The sequence below is a fragment of the Methylobacterium terricola genome (assembly GCF_006151805.1).
Lineage (GTDB): Bacteria > Pseudomonadota > Alphaproteobacteria > Rhizobiales > Beijerinckiaceae > Methylobacterium > Methylobacterium terricola.
Genome location: NZ_VDDA01000021.1, coordinates 1 through 17,451 on the forward strand (window position 1 = coordinate 1; position 17,451 = coordinate 17,451).

The window sequence follows — 17,451 nt, forward strand, 5'->3', positions numbered from 1 at the left end:
CTCGGCCTCGACGAAGAAGCGACGCGTCTCTGGCCCGATCGCCAGTCGCTCGTCGAGTACGGCGCGGGTCTTGGCGTTCCAGGACGGGCCGTCGCGCTTCGCCAGTACGTCGTAGCCGGGATAGAGGTCTCGTCTGGGAAGCATGCGGCCCTCGGATCATAGGCGAAGCGGACGGTGCTCGAGGAGTTCAAGGGCGGCGAGGCCGCCGAGCGCCACGCCGGAGAAGGAGGGGGGAGCCGGCAGCGGCGGCCCGTCGATCAGGTTCTGGCGCCAGTTGTCGAAGCCGCCCATCATCCGGGCGACGCCGTAGGCGTGGAAGGCGACGCCGCCGATGCCCATGGCGGAGACCGCCCACATCCCCCACTTGGCACCGACCTGGCTCGCGCCCTCGGACTTGCCGGCGGCGCGGACGAGGAGGGCTGCCGCGAGCGGCGGCAGGGTGACGGGCACGAACATCGCGGGGTTCTGGAAGGCGCCGCGGAAATGCAAGAGCCCAGCCTCTAGGGTCGTGCCGGCGAGCATCCCGGCGGTGGCGAGCGCCAGCATGCGCCCTGCCGGCTTCCCGCCGAGGCGGGGCTCGTCGGGATCAGCGTCGCGCACCCGCTCGGCAACGATGCCGAGGAGGCCGGCCAGCGTCAGCGCCATCGGCGCGCCGATCGGCGCCGAGTAGAACAAGTTCTGAAGGGAGTACCCGCCCTCGCGCTTGCCGACGTTGTAGGCGTGGAAGCCAAAGCCAATCAGCCCGGTGACGCCCGCCAGCGCTTGCATCGTGTGCCGGACGCGGGAACTGCCGGGGTCGGTGTCGCCGGCACCGTGCAGGGACGAGGCTAGGGTGATGCTCGAGACGATAATCGGCGTGTACATCGCCCGGTTGAAGAACTGGCCGCGATAATGCTCGAGCCCGGAGTCGAACAACACAGAGGCGGCGAGCATTGAGGAGGCGTGGTTGAGGCGCTGCGCGGCGCTCGCCGTCACGGCGCTGCCGCGCGGGCTGTAGCGGCGCCCCTCTGATGAGCCACCGGCTGGGGAGAGGCCGAGGCGCTTCGAGCGCCCGGCGGCGAACCAGGTCAGCAGGCCGGCACCCGCCGCGACCGCAGCGAGAACAACCACCGGATGGATGGCCGCCTCGACCCGCACCGGGGCGACGCGGCGCTCCATAACGGCTCCGGGCGCGAAACGGCGCTCGGGCGGGCGGGGGCTGCGATCAGGCAGCGTAGGCATCGGCGGCCTTCGTCTTGAGGGTGAGGCCGTGGCCCGGCCGGGTCAGGTCGGGGGCGATCGCGCCGTCCCGCGGTACCGGCGCCCCATCGAACAGCATTCGCTCGATCCGGACGTGGTCGTGGAACCATTCGAGGTGCCGGAAGCGGGGTGCTGCCATCGCGACGGGCAGGTGCAGGGCGGGGGCGCAGTGACCGGAGAGGTCGAGATGCGCCGCCTCGCAGAGGGCGGCCATCTTGAGGAAGCCGCTATAGCCGCCGCAGCGGGTCACGTCCGCCTGCGCCACATCGACTGCATCGGCACGGATCAGGCGCTGTAGGTCGTCGAGGGTGTAGGTGTACTCGCCCGCCGCGATCTCCAGACCGGCGGGCGCCGCAGCGCGGACGAGCGCCATCCCCTGGGGATCGTCGCTGGTGACCGGTTCCTCGAACCACGTCACGCCGAACGGCTCGGCGGCCCGGGCCATCGTGAGCGCGCGTTTCGGCGTGAAGGCGCCGTTGGCGTCGATGAACAGCTCTGCGCCCCCAATTACATCCTTCGCCGCCGCCATTCGGGCGGGGTCGCGCTCGGGCTCGCTGCCGATCTTCATCTTCACCGCCCGGCAGCCGTCGCGCGCGACGAAGGCCTCGAGCTGCTCGCGGAGCTGCCGGTCGTCGTAAGTTGTGAAGCCGCCGCTGCCGTAGATCTCGGCGCGCTCCCGTACCCGGCCGAACAGGGTCGCCAGCGGCACCCCGAGGAGGCGCGCCTTCAGATCCCACAAGGCGGTGTCGAGAGCCGAGATCGCGCTCGTCGCGAGCCCGGAGCGGCCGATATTGCGCACCGCCCCCCACAGGACCACGTTAGCGCGCGGGATGTCGAAGACCGAGAGGCCCGAGAGCCGCGTCGCCAGCGTCGCCTCGATCAGGGGCACGACGCTGGCGTCGGTGTAGCTGTAGCCGAGGCCGGTCTCGCCCCCGGCCTCAACGTGGACGACGACGATCGTCGTCTTGTCCCAGGCATAGGTCCCGTCGGCCTCGGGCGCGTCGGTGGGCACGGTGAAGGCTCGCGCCCGCACCACCCGGATCGTCGGATCGTCACGCATGGTCGTTGTGCCGGACCCAGCTTTCAGCTCTTGCCCCCGGGCAGAACGGAACTCAGCACTTGGCGGGCCGTATCGACGAGGAGGTGCCGCTCCTTCGGATCGCCCTTGCCGAGCATCGACATGTAGTTCTTCACTTGCTCGAAGGTGAAGAACGGCGGCAGCGGCGGCACCTCGGGATCGGTCTTAACTTCCAGCACCACCGGCACCGGGCTCGCCAGGGCCTCGTCCCAGGCCGCGCCCATCCGCTCAGGATCGTCAACGTAGATGCCGCGCAGCCCGATCAGCTCGGCGAACTTGTGGTAAGGCACGTTCGGGATCGTCTGGCTCGCCTCGAACTTCGGGTTGCCCTCCATCACCCGCTGTTCCCATGTCACCTGATTCAGGTCCTCGTTGTTAAAGACGCAGCAGATCCAGGTCTTGTTGGACCAGCGATGCATGTACTTGGCGACGGTAATCAGCTCGGCCATGTTGTTCATCTGCATGGCGCCGTCGCCGACGAGCGCGATCACTGGCCGGTCCGGATGGGCCACCTTGGCGGCGATGGCGTAGGGCACCGCCGCCCCCATCGAGGCGAGGCCACCCGAGAGCGAGCACATCTGGCCGCGCCGCATCTTCAGGTCGCGGGCGTACCAGTTGGCGCAGGAGCCCGAATCCGAGGTGATGATGGCGCGGTCGGGCATCCGCGGCGACAACTCCCAGGTCACCCGCTGCGGGTTCACCGGGTTGGCCTTCGCCATCGCGCGATCCTCGGCCTCCTTCCACCAGGAGGCGACGCCTTTCTCGATGCCTTTGCGCCAGGAGCCACCCTCCGCCTTCTGCTCGAGCAGCGGCAGGAGCGCGCGCAGGGTCTCGGCCGACTCGCCCTGGAGCGGCACCTCCATCGGGTAGCGCAAGGACAGCATCTCCGGCGCGAGATCAATCTGCACGCCGCGGGCCTGGCCTTCCTCGGGGAGAAACTCGGCCCAGGGAAAGCCGGAGCCGATCATCAGCAGAGTGTCGCACTCCGCCATCATGTCGGAGGAGGGCTTGGAGCCCAGGAGGCCGATCGTGCCGGTGACGAAGGGCAGGTCGTCCGGGAGCGCGGCCTTGCCAAGTAGCGCCTTGGCGACGCCGGCCTGGAGGCGGTTTGCCACCGCGATCACCTCGTCGGTGGCGTGGAGCGCGCCGGCGCCCACCAGGATCGCCACCTTCTCGCCGGCGTTCAGCACGTCGGCGGCGCGCTTCAGATCGGCCTCGAACGGCACGACCTTCGGGGCGGTCCAGCCTGTCCCTGAGAAGGTATTGCCGTGCTTGCGGACGGGGGCCTCGTAGGGAACGTCCTGCAGGTCGTTCGGCAGGATAATCGCCGCGACCTTGCGCTCGGCCTTGGCGATGCGCATCGCACGATCGACGATATGGCGCACGGACGCCGGGGAGGCCGCCTGCTGCACGTAGGCGGCGACGTCCTTGTAGACGCTGGTGAGGTCGAGTTCCTGCTGGTAATGCGCGCCGTTGACGTTGCGCGCCTGCTGGCCCGCGATGGCGAGCAGCGGCACATGATCGGAATAGGCGTCGTACATGCCGGTCAGCAGGTGCGTCGCCCCGGGTCCCGAGGTCGCGAGGCAGACGCCGACCTCGCCGGTGAACTTGGCGTAGGCGGTGGCCATGAAGGCCGCCATCTCCTCGTGGCGGACCTGGATGAACTCGAACGGCAGGTCGTTGCGCTGGAGGGCGCCGAGGAGGCCGTTGATGCCGTCGCCCGGGTAGCCGAAGATCGTCTTCACCCCCCACTCGGCGAGACGCTTCCAGAAGAAATCGGCGACGGCTTCGGCCATGGCTGCTCCTCAGGAGCCGTGCGGCATCGCGAACCCGATCGGGGGCCTGCGAAGGATGCGGCGACCGGCTCCTCAACGTGCCCTTGGGGCATTGCCTCTATCGCGGGGCTAACCGACATACTTTGGGGATGTTCCTGGCAGAGATGTTTCCGTCTCGTGTCGGGTGTTTCCGGCACTCCCGGGCGGTGCAAGGGTTCGTGCCCCGTCGGCTTCAGTCGCTGGCGAGGTCGAGGGCGTAGAGGTGCTGCCCAGAGGTGATGAACAGCCGCCGCTTGTCCGGGCCGAAGCAGCAATTCGAGCATGTCTGCGGGGTCGGGATCAGCCCGAGCCGGCCACCTTCCGCCGAGAAGACCTGCACCCCGGACCCGGAACTCGTCCAGATCCATCCACGGTGGTCGACCCGAAAACCGTCGGGCACGCCGGGTTCGATCTCGGCGAAGGCGCGTGGCTCGCCGAGGCCGGCATCGTCGCGAACTGGGAAAGCCAGAATGGTGTGCCCGTCGCCGCCCTCGGTGCGCGATGTGTCGCTGACGTAGAGCGTGCGCCCGTCCGGTGAAAAGGCGAGCCCGTTCGGCTGGCCGAGATCCGCCATGCGCCGCACGCTGCCCGTGCTTGGGTCGAACCGGTAGACGCTGTAGTGTCCGAGATCCGACTCGGCCAAAGCGCCTTGCCTGGGCAGGCGCAGGCCGTAGGCCGGATCGGTGAACCACAAGGCGCCGTCGGCGGCGCAGACCACGTCGTTCGGCGCATTGAAATGATGGCCTTCAAAGGTTTCGACCACCACGGAGGAGCGTCCATCGGGCGTGGTGCGGGACAGGCGACGGTTGCCGTGCTCGCAGTGGATCAGGTCGCCGTTATGGTCGACCGTGTTGCCGTTGATGAAGGGCGCCGCGTCGATCACGACCCGCACGCAGCCGTCCGAATGCCAGCCGAGCACGCGCCGGCCCTCAATGTCCGACCACACCAGGATCCCGCGTGCGGGCCACCACACCGGTCCCTCGCTGAAGACTGCCTGATCGTAGAGCGAGACGAGGCGGGCCTGGGGCAGGACCGCTTCGGTGAAGCGTGGGTCGAACGCCCTCGGCGGATCAACATCAGGGACGGTCTTCGGCGGACCGGGCTGGCGCAGCAGGTTCGAAGCGGGTCCGGCGCTCATGAATTCTCCGCGATCGCGTCTCTCGGCGGGCCGCGATGGAGGGGCATTCCAAGGCGGCCTTGCAGGCAACAACCGGCGCCGACAGATCTTGTTCGCGCTTCAAAGCAAGGACAGTAGCTTTCTGTTGCGCCCCCGATCACCGAAAGTGTCCAAGTGTTTCCTGCTTGGCTTGGCGTATTATCCCTCGCTGCGCTGATGATCGTGGGCGGTCGGAACGTCTTCATACGGTTCAACAGGGGTCTGGCACACCTGTAAGGAAAACGGTCGTTTTTTACATAGCGATCCAGACGGTAAAATGATCGCATGGGGTTGGAAGGCGCGGTCAGGACTACTCATTGAAGGCGCACCCACAGCGAACCAACTTCCCGCGCACGGCGGAGCGGGTGCACGGCGTCGTTCGTTGGGATCATGTCCGCATGCTCGATTGCCCGTTAGGTAAATTCGACGCTTGCGGACGGTATCCCGGGTGACCGCGGCCCTGTCCGCTACGGTATACCCATTCGGACAGGCTTGCTGCGCATAACTTGCGCCTGATGCGAGCGGAGCGAGCCCACGCTAGGGGCGGGGAGATCAAGGCGCTCGTCGTGCAGGCTTGAGCGATTGACGTGGGCGCACAGCGTAGGGCGGACGCCCCTCCGCCTGGTTGGCGAGGATGCGCTCGCGCAGGAGAACCGCGCGCTCTGCGATCGCCGCCGCATCACATCGCCGGCAAGGGCCGCCGCGGCCCGCGGCGATGCAGTTCTCGGGGTGCTGGCAGGAGGTGCGGGCCATTGCCCGATCCTAATCCATCCGCGTCGACCTCATCCATAGAGGGGCGAGGCAGCGCCTCATCAAGTCCGTTACCTGCTACGCGACTAGCTCAATGCGGCTGGGATCAGCGAGGGGCCGTGTTCCGGCCGGTGTCGCGATTGGGCAGGTTCGAATGCCGACCCCGCCTGCCTCACCACCCAAGCCGTCGCTGATATCATCGAGAAGTACGCGACCGCGGCCGGGCTCGATGCCTCGACGTTCGGAGCTCACTCCCTGCGGGCCGGCTACATCACGACCGCGGCTGAACGTGGTGCGGATCTGGCTCGCATCATGGATCAGTCCGGGCACCGAGATACCCGAACCGTGGTTGGGTACATCCGGCGCGCGAACGCCTTCCAGGGTCACTCGGGAAGCGGGTTCTTGTAGAAGGCACAGTCAGAGCAAGGGCCATGCAGACGCTCCGGGCGATCAATCCGTACGTCAGGAAGCCAGATGCACCACGAGAGAGCGGTCGATGAGCGCGACAAGCGCCTGATGCTGCGGGCTGCCGACATCCCGAGCGAGGAAGGCTTGGATGCTCTCTCCAGCCGCACCCTGCTCCGCGGCAGGCCTGACGAGGCGCACAGTCGGCGTACCCTGTTCATCGAGCTCTAAGAGCCAATGCGCGCCACCCTCACCAGTATGCAAGACGTGAGGCTGAGCAGGCGCAGTGAACGCGTCCACGGGCACGCCGAGCACGTCCGCGATCTCGTCCAGGCGGCGCAACCTGACCGAGGATGGGCGCGGCATTTTGGCTGGGAATGACACTACGTTCATCCTCGCCTCCTCCTTCATGACAACGAATGGGGTCAGGAAAATATACCCACCCCCCGTGTTCCTCGCTTCCGCGCGCGTCAATCACATACGGAACAATTACGCCACTATCTCGATAGGATCTGCAATCTTGGCGTGCGTCGCAGGCTTGAGATATGCCGAACCAGGTTACCCGATCCGTACTCGCCTTCGTGCCTGACGCGCTGACCGCCTCACAGGTCGGTACGTGGGAAACCGACTCTATCACGGATCTCACGCTGAGCGATGCAGCGACCGCTACCCTGTTTGGCATCGATCCTGATCGTGCTGCTGAAGGTGAGCCGCTTGCGACTTATACCCGAGCGATCCATCCTGAAGATCGAGCGGCCTGCGCCATCCAAGCACGACAAGCGATCGATGAGGTTGCCGGATCGGAGGGGCTTGGACTGCGAAGATCGGTTGACGCCCTGCTTTTGGTATTGGGGCGAGCCCTCGCCAGCCGCACGGGGGTCTTTAAGGCCTGAAGACGTGATCCCCTACTGCCATGCGAACAAGATCTCCCGGGCCCGCTCGAGGCGTGCCCAGATTATCGGCGCACGCGTCTGAAGATCGGCCGCCCCAGTGCCGATGCCAGCAGCAGGCCAAACGACTATGCCTCCCGCTTGCAGGTGGGTCGTAAGGCGACGGAACGGCGGCTCGGCCGCTAGCAGGAAGAACCCTTCATCGCCATCCACGAAGAAGGCGCTTGGGTCCATCGTCGGCAGCTTCTTGGTCGGGATCCCAACCGCGTTCGGCTCACCCCTCATTTCTTGAGCATGGCCGTCTGACCCTTTGCCGATTAGGGTGTCACTGAACACGAACAGCGTGTCCGGCTCATTTTGGAGCATTTGGCGAGTGATGTAGGTCTCACGACGGATCGGCATGTGCGCACCTCATTGCATGAAGGGCAACTGGCTTGACCGCCGTGAAGCAGCTGAAGTTAGGAAATATTATCCAAATTACCGATCCATGTTAATTCTAGGCAGATGTGTCATGTTATAGACGGTGCATCGCTAGCTTCAGTTTTTGCTCGCTGACGGCTGTGAGGCCTGCGCGCTCCCAGGCGGCCCAGTTCGGAGATGCGCAATGCCGCGGTTCTTTTTCGACCTCCACGATGGCCATTGGGACCGCGATGACGGTGGTACCGAATGCCCTAATATCGAACACGCCATCCTGCAGGCCAAGCAGACTCTGCCCGCCATGGCACTCGATCAGCTGCCTCGCGACGGGGATCGCCACACCATGACGGTACTTGTTACGGACGAGGATGGTCGCCCGGTGTACACGGCAACCCTCTCCTACTCCGGGTTGGTGCTGGCTCGGTGACCCAGGCATGGGTTGGCGGGTCGGCTACCTGCTGGGGTCCCGACCCGCCGGCCTCATCGACGGCGCCTCCCAACTCCCCCGACAAGACGATCATATGCTAAGGACTGTCACCCCAGGGGGCACTCTCATTTGATCTTCAATCGAGTCTAGCCTATGAATATTACTTGGGGAGCTCTGCCGGGCCGGGTCGTCGGCCGGTTCCACGTAGATCAGCCCAAACGGTCCCACTCCGGATACCTGCACCGTTGCGGGCTCGGTAGATGTCCAGAGGGAGTGAGGCATCTTGGCCGGCAGGAACACGAAGCCACCCTGCTTCATCGGTTTCCCGCGCGTCTTGTCGACGGTCTCACCCATAGCATGCATCAGTGAGCCGGAGAGCAGGGTCACGCTCTCGTCGGCCGCATGGGTGTGGGGCGCCACCAGGGTGTCGGCCGGAAACCGCACCCGCAGGGTGAACGGGCCGGGCTTGTTGGGATCGCCGTACAGGATGCTGATTTCGCTGCCCCGCGGCAGCGAAGGCGGGGCCGGGCTCCACCGCACCGCCTCCTCGCCGGGCACCAGAGTCATTCCATGCATATCGTCGGCCATCGTCATGCCGAACGAGCCGAGCAAGGCGCTGGTGGCGGCGAAGATGATAGCTGCGCTCCGGGTACGTGAGATCGTCATGGATGCTTCCTCCGGCCGGAGATCTCGGAAGCGGATCTCTCTTGCCGTATATGATACTGGAGGCGCTCGCCGTTAAGGCAATTACGCGTTGCTGTTGAGCGGTGGCCTCAATCACTCGGATACGGTCCTCGGAACAGGTCGCCCATGGCCTTGCGCCGGAACAAAGTGCGCCAGCGGCGGCGCTGATGCTCGTCGCGGTCGTGCAGCATGTGGCAGCGCTGGCAGAACGCCGCTAAATTGGCGTCCTCGTTGTTGGCGGTGTCGTGGTCGCGGTGGGCTGCTGCCAGCACCACCCTTGTGATGCGGATCCGGGCGAGCAGATCCTCGTCGCGCAGCCGCGTCCGGAGCCGGCGGCCGTGGCCGTCGCGCCAGCCCGAGATTTCGGCATCCCACCACCGACCGTCGCCGAGGTAGAAGACTCGCTGCAGGTGAGGTCTGGCGCATTCCTCGCACCGACCCCGCGCCCGCCGGAAGCGGATCGCATCGGAGAGCTGGGGCCAATCGATAGGGTAGAAGAAGCGGTGCTCCGGCCGGATCGGCATCCCTGCTCCTCCGTGGCGGCGGGCTGCTGTGCCGTGAGCTTAGCTATTTTTGGGTTTAAGCTCGAGCTACCAGCTTACAGATAATGCCATATGCCGTGTTCAGGCTGCTGCCTCCATTCCGCTCAGGAAGCCGAGGAATGCCGGACCAGGCAGCGGCCGGCTCACGTGGTAGCCCTGCACCTGTCCGCAGTGCTCGGCCGCCACGAAGGCGTACTGCTCGGCGTTCTCGACGCCCTCGACCGTCGTCGCCATACCGAGACCCGCTCCCATGGTGATGATGGCGCGCACGATGGCGGCGCTCTCCGCGTCGTCGGGGAGCAGGCAAACGAACGAGCGATCGATCTTAATCTTGGAGAAGGGGAAGCGGCGAAGGTAGCTTAGCGACGAGTAGCCGGTCCCGAAATCGTCCATCGCGAGGCCAACGCCGATGGCCCGAAGCCTTGTCAGCATCGCGAGAGTGCGCTCCTCGCCGTCGAGAAGCACGCCTTCGGTGATCTCGAGTTCGAGCCGGCCGGGCTCCAGGCCGATCTCTCGCAGGATCGCCGCAACGGTCTCGGGCAGCCGGTCGTCGCGGACCTGCACCGGCGACAGGTTGACGGCAACCTTGATCTCCTGCGGCCAAGATGCCGCCTGTGTGCAGGCGGTGCGCAGCACCCACTCGCCAAGCGGCACGATGAGTCCGGTCTCCTCCGCGAGCGGGATGAAATCGGCCGGGGAGATCAGTCCCTGCTCGGGATGGCGCCAACGGACCAGCGCCTCGGCCGCCGTCACTTCCCCGCTCTGGACGTCAACGAGAGGCTGGAAGTGCAACTCGAACTCGCCGGCGGCCAGGGCCCGGCGCAGGTCGGTCTCCATACGGTTCCGCGCTTGCATCCGCTCGGCCATGGCCGGTTCAAACATCCGGAAGGCCCCCCGGCCCTCGGCCTTGGCCTTGTACAAGGCTAGGTCCGCGTTGCGGAGGAGTTCTTCGGGCCCAGTCCCGCCGCCCGGGGTGATGGCGATGCCGACGCTGACTCCGACATGGACAAGCTGCCCGTCGAGCAGAAAGGCGCGATCGACCGCCTCGACGATGCGCGCAGCTACCTGCTGAGGGCGCTCCCCGTCCGCAACGCCGTAGAGCAGGACAGCGAACTCGTCCCCACCGAGGCGGGCCACCACGTCAGCCTCGGTGACGGCGGCTGTTAGGCGGCCGGCGACTTTGCGCAGGAGTTCATCTCCCATGCCGTGGCCGAAGGTGTCGTTGACGAACTTGAAGCGGTCGAGGTCGAGCATCAGCACGGCGATGCATCCTTCTTCCCGCTCCCGCGCGACGGCCGCATGGTGCTGCAGCAGGTCGCCGAACCGCGCCCGGTTCGCCAGTCCGGTCACCGCATCGGTGAAGGCGAGAGCGCGTAGGCGCGCTTCGGATTTCAGGCGCTCCCGTTGATCGCGGAAAGCGAAGACGGTCTGGCGCTTGTGGCCGAGAGTGATGTCCTTGCATAGGACTCGTACGGGCACGCTCTGCCCGCCTGCATCAAGCAGCTTGGTGTCGCGCTCCTCCTGCTCTGGGAGATCGGCGAGCACCAAGCTCGGCAGCAGCCGCGAAATGCTACAACCGATTAGCTCGGCCTGGGTCATGCCCGAGAGCTGCTCAAGGCTGTGGTTGGCGGTGGTGATCGTGCCCTCCTCGCAGACTGCGAGCCCTTCGAGAGCAAGGCTTGCCAGTTCGCGCAGGCGCTCGCGATCCCGCCGCAGCTGCGCCTTGGCGTTCAGCGTCATGCGCAGGCCGACGAAGGCCAGCATCAGGAGGCCAAGCGAGACTGCCGCGATGATCGGGGCGATCGTTGCCGGCGCGATCGCGGTGTCCGGCAGCGGGATCCGCGGATCGTAAATCAGGGTCATCGCCGTCATACCGCCGAGATGCAGGACGGTGATCGACGAAAGCAGCAGCGGGACGGCGCAGCGGCGCCAAGTGCGGCTGCGCTCGCCGGCGGCGACAAGGGCGGTCCCGGACAGGACCAGGCCGACCAAAATTGAGCTGGAGACGAGGAGCATGTCCCAGGCGACCTGCCCGGTGACCCGATAGGAGGCCTGCCCGACATAGTGCAGGACTGCGATGCCGAGCCCGAGGATTGCCCCGGCTGCGAAACGGCGTGTCCGGCGGCGCTCACCAAGTGAGAGCCAGACGCCGGCACCTATGCCGCTGATCACCAGGATGAGGGAAAGCGCGGTGAGGACGGGCTCGAAGCCCGCCGCCATGCCGGGCAGAAAAGCGAGCAGGGCGATCACATGCGTCGCCCACGCGGTACAACCAGAGGCGACGATGCTGGCCGCAGCCCATTGGCGGCGCGTCAGACCTTCGGATCGGCCGGCATGCGCGGCGATTGCCGATGAGGCGTAGATACCGATCGCGCAGACGACCGCGGCGAGAAACAATATTTTCTCGTCATGGTTCTGGGTAACACATGTTAATATCGCTAGCATTGTGACCTCTCTAGGCGACTGGAGGGTATACAAGTTAAATTTCTCAGGATGAAATATAATAAATACGTGGTAATTAGGTTTGGAATTGGGTGGTAGCGGTGCTTCGATCGCTACCAATCGCACATTTTATAGTCAATTCATGGCCACTTAAGATAGGGAGTTTCCACGAAGCGCTGCTAGTGGGAAGGGCCCGCGTTCGGTTTCCATGCAAGTGCAACCGAAGCGCAGCGCGTCGACGCCCTGGTTTAAAACCCGGATTGAAGGGTGCGGCCGTCGAGGCCGATCATCGCCAGGAACAGGTACGCGAGGGCTCCTCGTGGTGCATCGGGTATCGGCTATAATTGGAATGCGGGTTGAAAGCAGAAACTGGCCATGCATTGCCGTCATCCCATCACCGGCTACCCCCCCCAGCCCCAAAATTCACGCCTGGCACGCTCGATAAGAAATACCAGATTTAAACATGGAAAGGCCCCGCTGTGCGTCACTGCGGGGCCAGTCGCATTAGGTTTCTATCTTTTACCTCTGTCAGCAAATTTATGGGAGATTAGAAATTCTATGCGACGCGCACAGTATCGAGGAAGCGGGCCACCTCGGCCGAGAGATGCTCGGACTGGCGCGACAGCTCGGAGGCCGAGGTAAGCACCTGGCTCGCTGCCGCCCCCGTCTCCTCTGCAGCGCCCGCCACGCCCGCGATGTTGCCCGTCACCTCGCCGGTGCCGGCCGCCGCCTGAGATACGTTGCGCACGATCTCCTGCGTTGCCGCGCCCTGCTGCTCCACCGCCGCCGCGATCGAAGTCGCCACGCCCGCGATCTCCTCGATCCGCGCCGTGATCTGGCCGATCGCCCCGGCCGCCTGACCCGTCGAGGCCTGGATCGCCGCGATCTGGCTCGTGATTTCCTCCGTCGCCTTCGCGGTCTGGCCGGCGAGCTCTTTCACCTCCGCCGCCACGACCGCGAAGCCTCGCCCCGCCGCCCCGGCGCGGGCCGCCTCGATCGTGGCATTAAGGGCGAGCAGGTTGGTCTGGGCGGCGATCGACGAGATCAGCCCGACCACGTTGCCGATACGAGTGGTGGCCTCGGTCAAAGCCCGAACCTGTTGAGCGGTCTGACCTGCTTCGGCGACGGCAGCCTGGGCGAGGCGGGCCGAGCCGTCGACCTGGCGGCCGATCTCCTGGACCGAGGCGCCGAGCTCTTCCGCCGCCGCGGCCACGGTGCCGACGTTCGCAGATGCCTCTTCAGCCGCCGCCGCCACAGCGGTGGACTGCGCGGCCGTCTCGGTCGCGGTGGCTGTCATGGTCTGGGCGGTGGCCTGCAACTCGGTCGCTGACGCCGACACCATGCCAACGATGCTGCCCACGGCAGCCTCGAAGCTGTCGGCCATCTGGCGCATGCCGGCGCGTCGCTGTTCTTCTGCTGAAGCACGAGCGAGCGCCGTCTCCTCCTCGAGCTGGCGCGTGTGGATCAGGTTGTCCTTGAACACCTGAACCGCTGCAGCCATAGCACCAATCTCATCGCGCCGGTCCGCACCCGGGATGGCGACCGCGACGCCCCCCGCCGCCAGCTGCCGCATCGAGTGATCGAGCTTGCGCAGGGGTGCGAACGCCCGGCGCAGGCTGAGCCACAGGATCGCCGCGCCGACGAGGGCCATGGCAAGGCCGAGCACAATGGACTCGTTCCTGATGCGGTCGAGCAGCACGTAGTAATCGCTCTTCTTCACGCCCGCGTAAAAGATGCCGATCACGCCGCCGCGCGCGTCGCGGATCGGCTCGTAGATCGTCAGGTACGGGATGCCGAGGATGACGGCATCGCCCTGGTACGTCTCGCCCCGGCCGAGGACCGCATCGTGGACCGGGCCCGGCGTGAGTCTGGTCCCGACGGCGCGGGAGCCGTCCGGGTTGAGGACGGTCGTAGCAACCCGAGTGTCGCCTAGGAACACTGTCGCGGAGCCGCCCATGACTTCGCGCACGCGGTCGACCGCCGGTTCGGTAGCGCTGATGACGTGTGACCCAATAATCAACTTTCCATCTAGCATCTTGAAAGTTGATGATCCGCCCTGATCGCTTAATGTTTGTTTCAACAATTTGATATTACTTGCAAGAGCATCCGTCGCCTGACGATGCATTTCTGCTTCGATGTCCCGCAGCATGAGGCTGACGATCCCCGCAATCGCTATCAGCAATATAAATGTTCCTACTAAGCTGCTACGAGCAGCAAGAGAAAACGCTGGGATGCGCGGAACATGGCATTGCATTACAGATTAACTCCCTATTGCACAGGTAGATCGCCGTGCACGCCTGAATTGAGCTATTTGTCTGCACGACAATATCTATAAAAGGCTCTCGCGGCCGACAATATCTGTTAGACAAAGTTAATATATGTTTTATATATCACATCTAAGACAGATATTAATAATTTATGACACGCAACTAATGGTAAAAATCTGCGATTTAATAGTTGTGCAATTTAAGATCGAAACCGAGGCATAATGCGACTGACCTATATCGATTGATTGAGATCCCTACCGGGATCGAATTCGATCTCGCATAGGCCCCAGCGATAGCGGGCAACGCTGACCGCCGTGGACGGGAAGGGGTTGGCAGCGAATGACGTCGCCGAACCAGCGGTCCATGCACCATGGGTGCCTTGGTCTGTCAGAGAATGTCGCACCCGCCGACGCCCCACTCCCCTCCGTGTTCCCGTTGCCTCACCCCCGCGTCGTGCTCGTCAGCCATGCAAATACGATCCTCGAGAAGCTCGGCTACGTGGGTCAGGCCGCGGTCGGGTACTGGCGCGCGACTATCTCTCGGATCATTGGCATTCTCCTGTCGAGAGAGTCGGCAAGCTTCACATAGTCGGGGTCGCCTGTGCCCTGCCAATGCTCGATGGCGCCCATGATGCTGCTGTGGCCGGCGGTCAATTGGCGAAGCGCCTCGATGATGCGCTCGTCTAGCTCGTCGTCAGTAAGGTGGTGCAGGCTGCTCATGTCGGCTTCCTTCTCCAATCTGCGAATGCGGCTCTCAAGAGTGCGGTTCATTTCTTCAAACTCTCCAGGGCGTCGAGGCGGGCTTGCACGTCGGTCAGCTCGACTGCCCGCACGTGGGCGTCCACCAGCTTGCCGAGTTCGGCAGCCTCGGACGGGGTGAGCTCGCCGGCAGCCACAGCAGCGAGGAGCGCGCCGGTCACCTTCGTCAGGTCGGCCTCGGTCTCGATAGGCGGGAGAGCGAACGGCACCGGCCGGTCCTTCCTGACGGGCATCAAGCGGTCGAGGCAGAGGCGAAGGGCCGTGGGGTCGCCGTCCTTCGCCAAGGTGGTTGCCTTGCGCATGATAGCGTCGGCGTCGTCCGACAGGATCAGCTCCATCGCCTGAGCGACACGGGTCCGACTGCCCTTCGCTCGCCCGGCAGGGTTGCCGCTCTGCCCCTTCTGGAATGGTAGCCCTCTCGCGGGCATCACGACGTCCTCTCGTTTACGGATCCTTATCCGAGGTTCGGCACGGTACCCGCTGTTAGCGCTGCTCAGAACAGCCGCAGAGCAGCGGATCAACACCCCTCTGCATCAACGGATCAGCTAGGCCTCCGATCCGTATCGCGACTGAACGACCTTACCCGTCTCTCTCGGTTCCGAGCAGTATGATGCCTCACGAGTCGCCTGTAACCCCCGACAAAGCGCGGAAGACACCATTCTTCTTCTCACGCATCCAATCGGGTGGCGATCATAGGTCACGACAGGAAAGTGTGCTGGTGAGCGTTGTCCGGGTCGTCGTCGCTGGTAGCCTGCTCGTAGGCTGGGCTTACCTTGCTCCGGCGATATCGGCTGTACCTGCCTCGAGCATGATCCTGACCATCAACCGCTGAATAGGAGGATGATGCCGGATCCACGGGGCAGTGGCACAGGTGCTAGGACCCCGGAGGGCCGAGAGCGGGCCGCGCGGGCGAACTGGAAGCATAGGCGGTACACGGCTCGGGCTATCGCGCTCCGGCGGATGATCGCGATGGTGGGGCGCGACCTCTAGGAGATGATCTGGGCGGCCGAAGCGTCGATGGATGGCGGACGGGGCTAATCGTCCTCGGGGGTCTGCTCCCGACCGATTCTGTTGAAAAACTCGATGGCTGCCGCGATCACCGTCGGACGGGATGGGCGTCTGTCGTCGGGCCTGGTGTGTGCCCGGCCGGTCAAGCCGGGCTCGGCTGCAGGACCGGGATGATCTTTGCGAGCTTTCTGAGGTTCTGGGCAGCGGCTGCGAGGTGGAACTCGTCTTTCGCTCCGTTCGGCCCCCGTAGCCGGAGGCGGTCCAGCTTCAGGATGCGCTTGAGGTGGGCAAACAGCATCTCGATCTTCTTGCGCTCGCGCCGTGAGGTTTTGCCTTCCTCGGAGCGTGCGATATCGCGGGCCATGTCCCGTGCGCCCTCGTAGATCGAGCGTGGGACCTTGCGCCTCGGCTCGTTCGGGCAGCACCGCGCCTTCAACGGGCATGGCGTACAGTCGAACTTGCTCGCGCGGTACAGCAGCGTCGCCCCGTCGTTGACCCGGGTGCCAGTCGTGGTCAGCACCTGGCCCGCTGGGCAGCGATAGACGTCGTCCGGCTGGTCGTAGGCGAAGTCGGCGCGTGAGAAGGTGCCGTCGGTGCGGGTCGACTTGTCGAACACGCTGATGTGCGGTTCGATGCCCTGCTCGTAGACGAGCCAGCCCAGCATCTCGGCCGAACCGTAACCGCTGTCGCCCGCCAGCTTGGCCGGATAGAGGTCGAAGCGCTCGCGCGAACGCTCGATCATGCGCTTGGCCGCAGTGACCTCGGCTTGCCGGATGGCCGTGGTCGCTTCAACATCGACGATGATCGCATGATCGAGGTCGATCAGATAGTTGGCTGTGTAGGCGAAGAACGCCTGCCCGCCGTGCGCTCCCGTCCAGCGCGCGGCCGGGTCGGCGGGCGAGATGAACTTGGGCGGCACCGGCGTTGCTGCCCCGAAGGCGGCCTCGTCGAGGACAGCGAGGTACTCCCGAGCGGCGCGGCTTACGGCTTCAGGCGGCAGGCCGGCAGAGTTTTCGACCCCCTTCTGCCGATTGGCATCGGCCCTGATCAGGCTGCCATCGACGGCAAAGCCTTCGCCACCCACGAGGCCCTCGGCGATGCAGCGGGCCAGCACGGTCTCGAACAGGCGGCGCAAGAGGTCACTGTGGCGGAAGCGGCCATGGCGGTTCTTGGAGAAGGTGGAATGATCCGGCACCCGGCCGTCGAGACCGAGCCGGCAGAACCAGCGATAGGCGAGGTTGAGGTGGACCTCGTCGCAGAGCCGACGCTCGGAGCGGATGCCGAGGCAGTAGCCGATGATCAGCATGCGGATCATCAACTCGGGATCGACCGAGGGGCGGCCCGTCGAGGCGTAGAACGGGGCCAGCTCCTGGCGCAGGCCGGTGAGATCGACGAAGCGGTCGATGGAGCGTAGTAGATGGTCAGCGGGAACGTGGGTGTCGAGCGAGAACTCGTAGAACAGAGCACCTTGCTCGACTTGCCGAGGTCCCATCATCTGCGTCGATCCCCGCCTCACAAAGGCAGTGAATCACCTCGCGAATGCCGCTGCAACAGCCGAGTTTTTCAACAAAATC

The 17,451-nt window shown here is 65.0% G+C and carries 16 protein-coding genes; 4 read left to right on the forward strand and 12 right to left on the reverse strand.

Features of this window, described 5'->3' with window-relative positions; genetic code table 11:
• Positions 1–156: 156 nt before the first annotated feature.
• From FF100_RS28280 to FF100_RS28295, 4 genes are all read right to left on the reverse strand, one after another.
• Positions 157–1,158 carry a hypothetical protein gene (locus FF100_RS28280; protein ID WP_246102461.1) on the reverse strand — a complete coding sequence of 334 codons (1,002 nt, stop codon included), beginning with the start codon at positions 1,156–1,158 and terminating at the stop codon, positions 157–159.
• 46 nt (positions 1,159–1,204) lie between these two features.
• The gene (locus FF100_RS28285) at positions 1,205–2,299 is read right to left on the reverse strand and encodes an enolase C-terminal domain-like protein (RefSeq protein WP_139039103.1); all 1,095 of its coding nucleotides are present in this window, start codon (positions 2,297–2,299) and stop codon (positions 1,205–1,207) included.
• Positions 2,300–2,322: 23 nt separating this feature from the next.
• Positions 2,323–4,113 (reverse strand): thiamine pyrophosphate-requiring protein, encoded by a 1,791-nt coding sequence (locus FF100_RS28290; protein WP_139039104.1) that lies wholly within the window; start codon positions 4,111–4,113, stop codon positions 2,323–2,325.
• 211 nt (positions 4,114–4,324) lie between these two features.
• On the reverse strand, positions 4,325–5,269 hold the full coding sequence (locus tag FF100_RS28295) for an SMP-30/gluconolactonase/LRE family protein (RefSeq protein WP_139039105.1): 945 nt from the start codon (positions 5,267–5,269) through the stop codon (positions 4,325–4,327).
• An 873-nt stretch (positions 5,270–6,142) separates the two neighbouring features.
• On the opposite strand from FF100_RS28295, the gene FF100_RS28300 reads away from it, so the two are divergent.
• From FF100_RS28300 to FF100_RS28305, 3 genes are all read left to right on the forward strand, one after another.
• Entirely contained in the window at positions 6,143–6,445 is a 303-nt protein-coding gene (locus tag FF100_RS28300) for a tyrosine-type recombinase/integrase (protein WP_139039184.1), read from the forward strand.
• A gap of 66 nt (positions 6,446–6,511) precedes the next feature.
• Positions 6,512–6,673, forward strand: coding sequence for a hypothetical protein (locus FF100_RS37350; protein WP_171070362.1), 162 nt, complete (start codon positions 6,512–6,514; stop codon positions 6,671–6,673).
• Between the two features lie 314 nt (positions 6,674–6,987).
• Positions 6,988–7,335, forward strand: coding sequence for a hypothetical protein (locus tag FF100_RS28305; RefSeq protein ID WP_139039106.1), 348 nt, complete (start codon positions 6,988–6,990; stop codon positions 7,333–7,335).
• Positions 7,336–7,347: 12 nt separating this feature from the next.
• Here FF100_RS28305 and FF100_RS28310 read toward each other — a convergent pair whose 3' ends face one another.
• A complete protein-coding gene (locus tag FF100_RS28310) occupies positions 7,348–7,734 on the reverse strand; it encodes a DUF7831 domain-containing protein (protein ID WP_139039107.1) in 387 nt (128 codons plus the stop codon).
• Positions 7,735–7,936: 202 nt separating this feature from the next.
• On the opposite strand from FF100_RS28310, the gene FF100_RS28315 reads away from it, so the two are divergent.
• Positions 7,937–8,176 carry a DUF6894 family protein gene (locus tag FF100_RS28315; RefSeq protein ID WP_139039108.1) on the forward strand — a complete coding sequence of 80 codons (240 nt, stop codon included), beginning with the start codon at positions 7,937–7,939 and terminating at the stop codon, positions 8,174–8,176.
• 90 nt (positions 8,177–8,266) lie between these two features.
• Here FF100_RS28315 and FF100_RS28320 read toward each other — a convergent pair whose 3' ends face one another.
• The 7 genes from FF100_RS28320 to FF100_RS28350 all read right to left on the reverse strand — a co-directional run bounded on the left by FF100_RS28320 (position 8,267) and on the right by FF100_RS28350 (position 17,372).
• On the reverse strand, positions 8,267–8,842 hold the full coding sequence (locus FF100_RS28320; protein WP_205825054.1) for a cupin domain-containing protein: 576 nt from the start codon (positions 8,840–8,842) through the stop codon (positions 8,267–8,269).
• Positions 8,843–8,949: 107 nt separating this feature from the next.
• Entirely contained in the window at positions 8,950–9,384 is a 435-nt protein-coding gene (locus FF100_RS28325; protein ID WP_139039109.1) for a hypothetical protein, read from the reverse strand.
• 99 nt (positions 9,385–9,483) lie between these two features.
• Positions 9,484–11,799, reverse strand: coding sequence for a bifunctional diguanylate cyclase/phosphodiesterase (locus tag FF100_RS28330; protein ID WP_246102463.1), 2,316 nt, complete (start codon positions 11,797–11,799; stop codon positions 9,484–9,486).
• Positions 11,800–12,400: 601 nt separating this feature from the next.
• Positions 12,401–14,098, reverse strand: coding sequence for a methyl-accepting chemotaxis protein (locus FF100_RS28335; protein WP_246102465.1), 1,698 nt, complete (start codon positions 14,096–14,098; stop codon positions 12,401–12,403).
• A 516-nt stretch (positions 14,099–14,614) separates the two neighbouring features.
• Positions 14,615–14,881, reverse strand: a complete 267-nt coding sequence (locus FF100_RS28340; RefSeq protein WP_139039110.1) for a hypothetical protein — start codon at positions 14,879–14,881, stop codon at positions 14,615–14,617.
• Positions 14,878–15,297: a DUF5681 domain-containing protein gene (locus tag FF100_RS28345; RefSeq protein WP_139039111.1), complete on the reverse strand. Its 420-nt coding sequence runs from the start codon at positions 15,295–15,297 to the stop codon at positions 14,878–14,880. The genes FF100_RS28340 and FF100_RS28345 overlap by 4 nt, the downstream gene beginning before the upstream one ends.
• A 722-nt stretch (positions 15,298–16,019) precedes the next feature.
• Positions 16,020–17,372, reverse strand: coding sequence for a transposase (locus FF100_RS28350; RefSeq protein WP_139039112.1), 1,353 nt, complete (start codon positions 17,370–17,372; stop codon positions 16,020–16,022).
• Positions 17,373–17,451: the final 79 nt, after the last annotated feature.

What these genes read in the sequence shown, in the direction of transcription:
- FF100_RS28280 (WP_246102461.1), bottom strand. Translation starts at nt 1,158, where the DNA reads ATGGAGCGCCGCGTCGCCCCGGTGCGGGTCGAGGCGGCCATCCATCCG.
- FF100_RS28285 (WP_139039103.1), bottom strand. Translation starts at nt 2,299, where the DNA reads ATGCGTGACGATCCGACGATCCGGGTGGTGCGGGCGCGAGCCTTCACC.
- FF100_RS28290 (WP_139039104.1), bottom strand. Translation starts at nt 4,113, where the DNA reads ATGGCCGAAGCCGTCGCCGATTTCTTCTGGAAGCGTCTCGCCGAGTGG.
- FF100_RS28295 (WP_139039105.1), bottom strand. Translation starts at nt 5,269, where the DNA reads ATGAGCGCCGGACCCGCTTCGAACCTGCTGCGCCAGCCCGGTCCGCCG.
- FF100_RS37350 (WP_171070362.1), top strand. Translation starts at nt 6,512, where the DNA reads ATGCACCACGAGAGAGCGGTCGATGAGCGCGACAAGCGCCTGATGCTG.
- FF100_RS28305 (WP_139039106.1), top strand. Translation starts at nt 6,988, where the DNA reads ATGCCGAACCAGGTTACCCGATCCGTACTCGCCTTCGTGCCTGACGCG.
- FF100_RS28310 (WP_139039107.1), bottom strand. Translation starts at nt 7,734, where the DNA reads ATGCCGATCCGTCGTGAGACCTACATCACTCGCCAAATGCTCCAAAAT.
- FF100_RS28315 (WP_139039108.1), top strand. Translation starts at nt 7,937, where the DNA reads ATGCCGCGGTTCTTTTTCGACCTCCACGATGGCCATTGGGACCGCGAT.
- FF100_RS28320 (WP_205825054.1), bottom strand. Translation starts at nt 8,842, where the DNA reads ATGACGATCTCACGTACCCGGAGCGCAGCTATCATCTTCGCCGCCACC.
- FF100_RS28325 (WP_139039109.1), bottom strand. Translation starts at nt 9,384, where the DNA reads ATGCCGATCCGGCCGGAGCACCGCTTCTTCTACCCTATCGATTGGCCC.
- FF100_RS28335 (WP_246102465.1), bottom strand. Translation starts at nt 14,098, where the DNA reads ATGCAATGCCATGTTCCGCGCATCCCAGCGTTTTCTCTTGCTGCTCGT.
- FF100_RS28340 (WP_139039110.1), bottom strand. Translation starts at nt 14,881, where the DNA reads ATGAACCGCACTCTTGAGAGCCGCATTCGCAGATTGGAGAAGGAAGCC.
- FF100_RS28345 (WP_139039111.1), bottom strand. Translation starts at nt 15,297, where the DNA reads ATGCCCGCGAGAGGGCTACCATTCCAGAAGGGGCAGAGCGGCAACCCT.
- FF100_RS28350 (WP_139039112.1), bottom strand. Translation starts at nt 17,372, where the DNA reads ATGATGGGACCTCGGCAAGTCGAGCAAGGTGCTCTGTTCTACGAGTTC.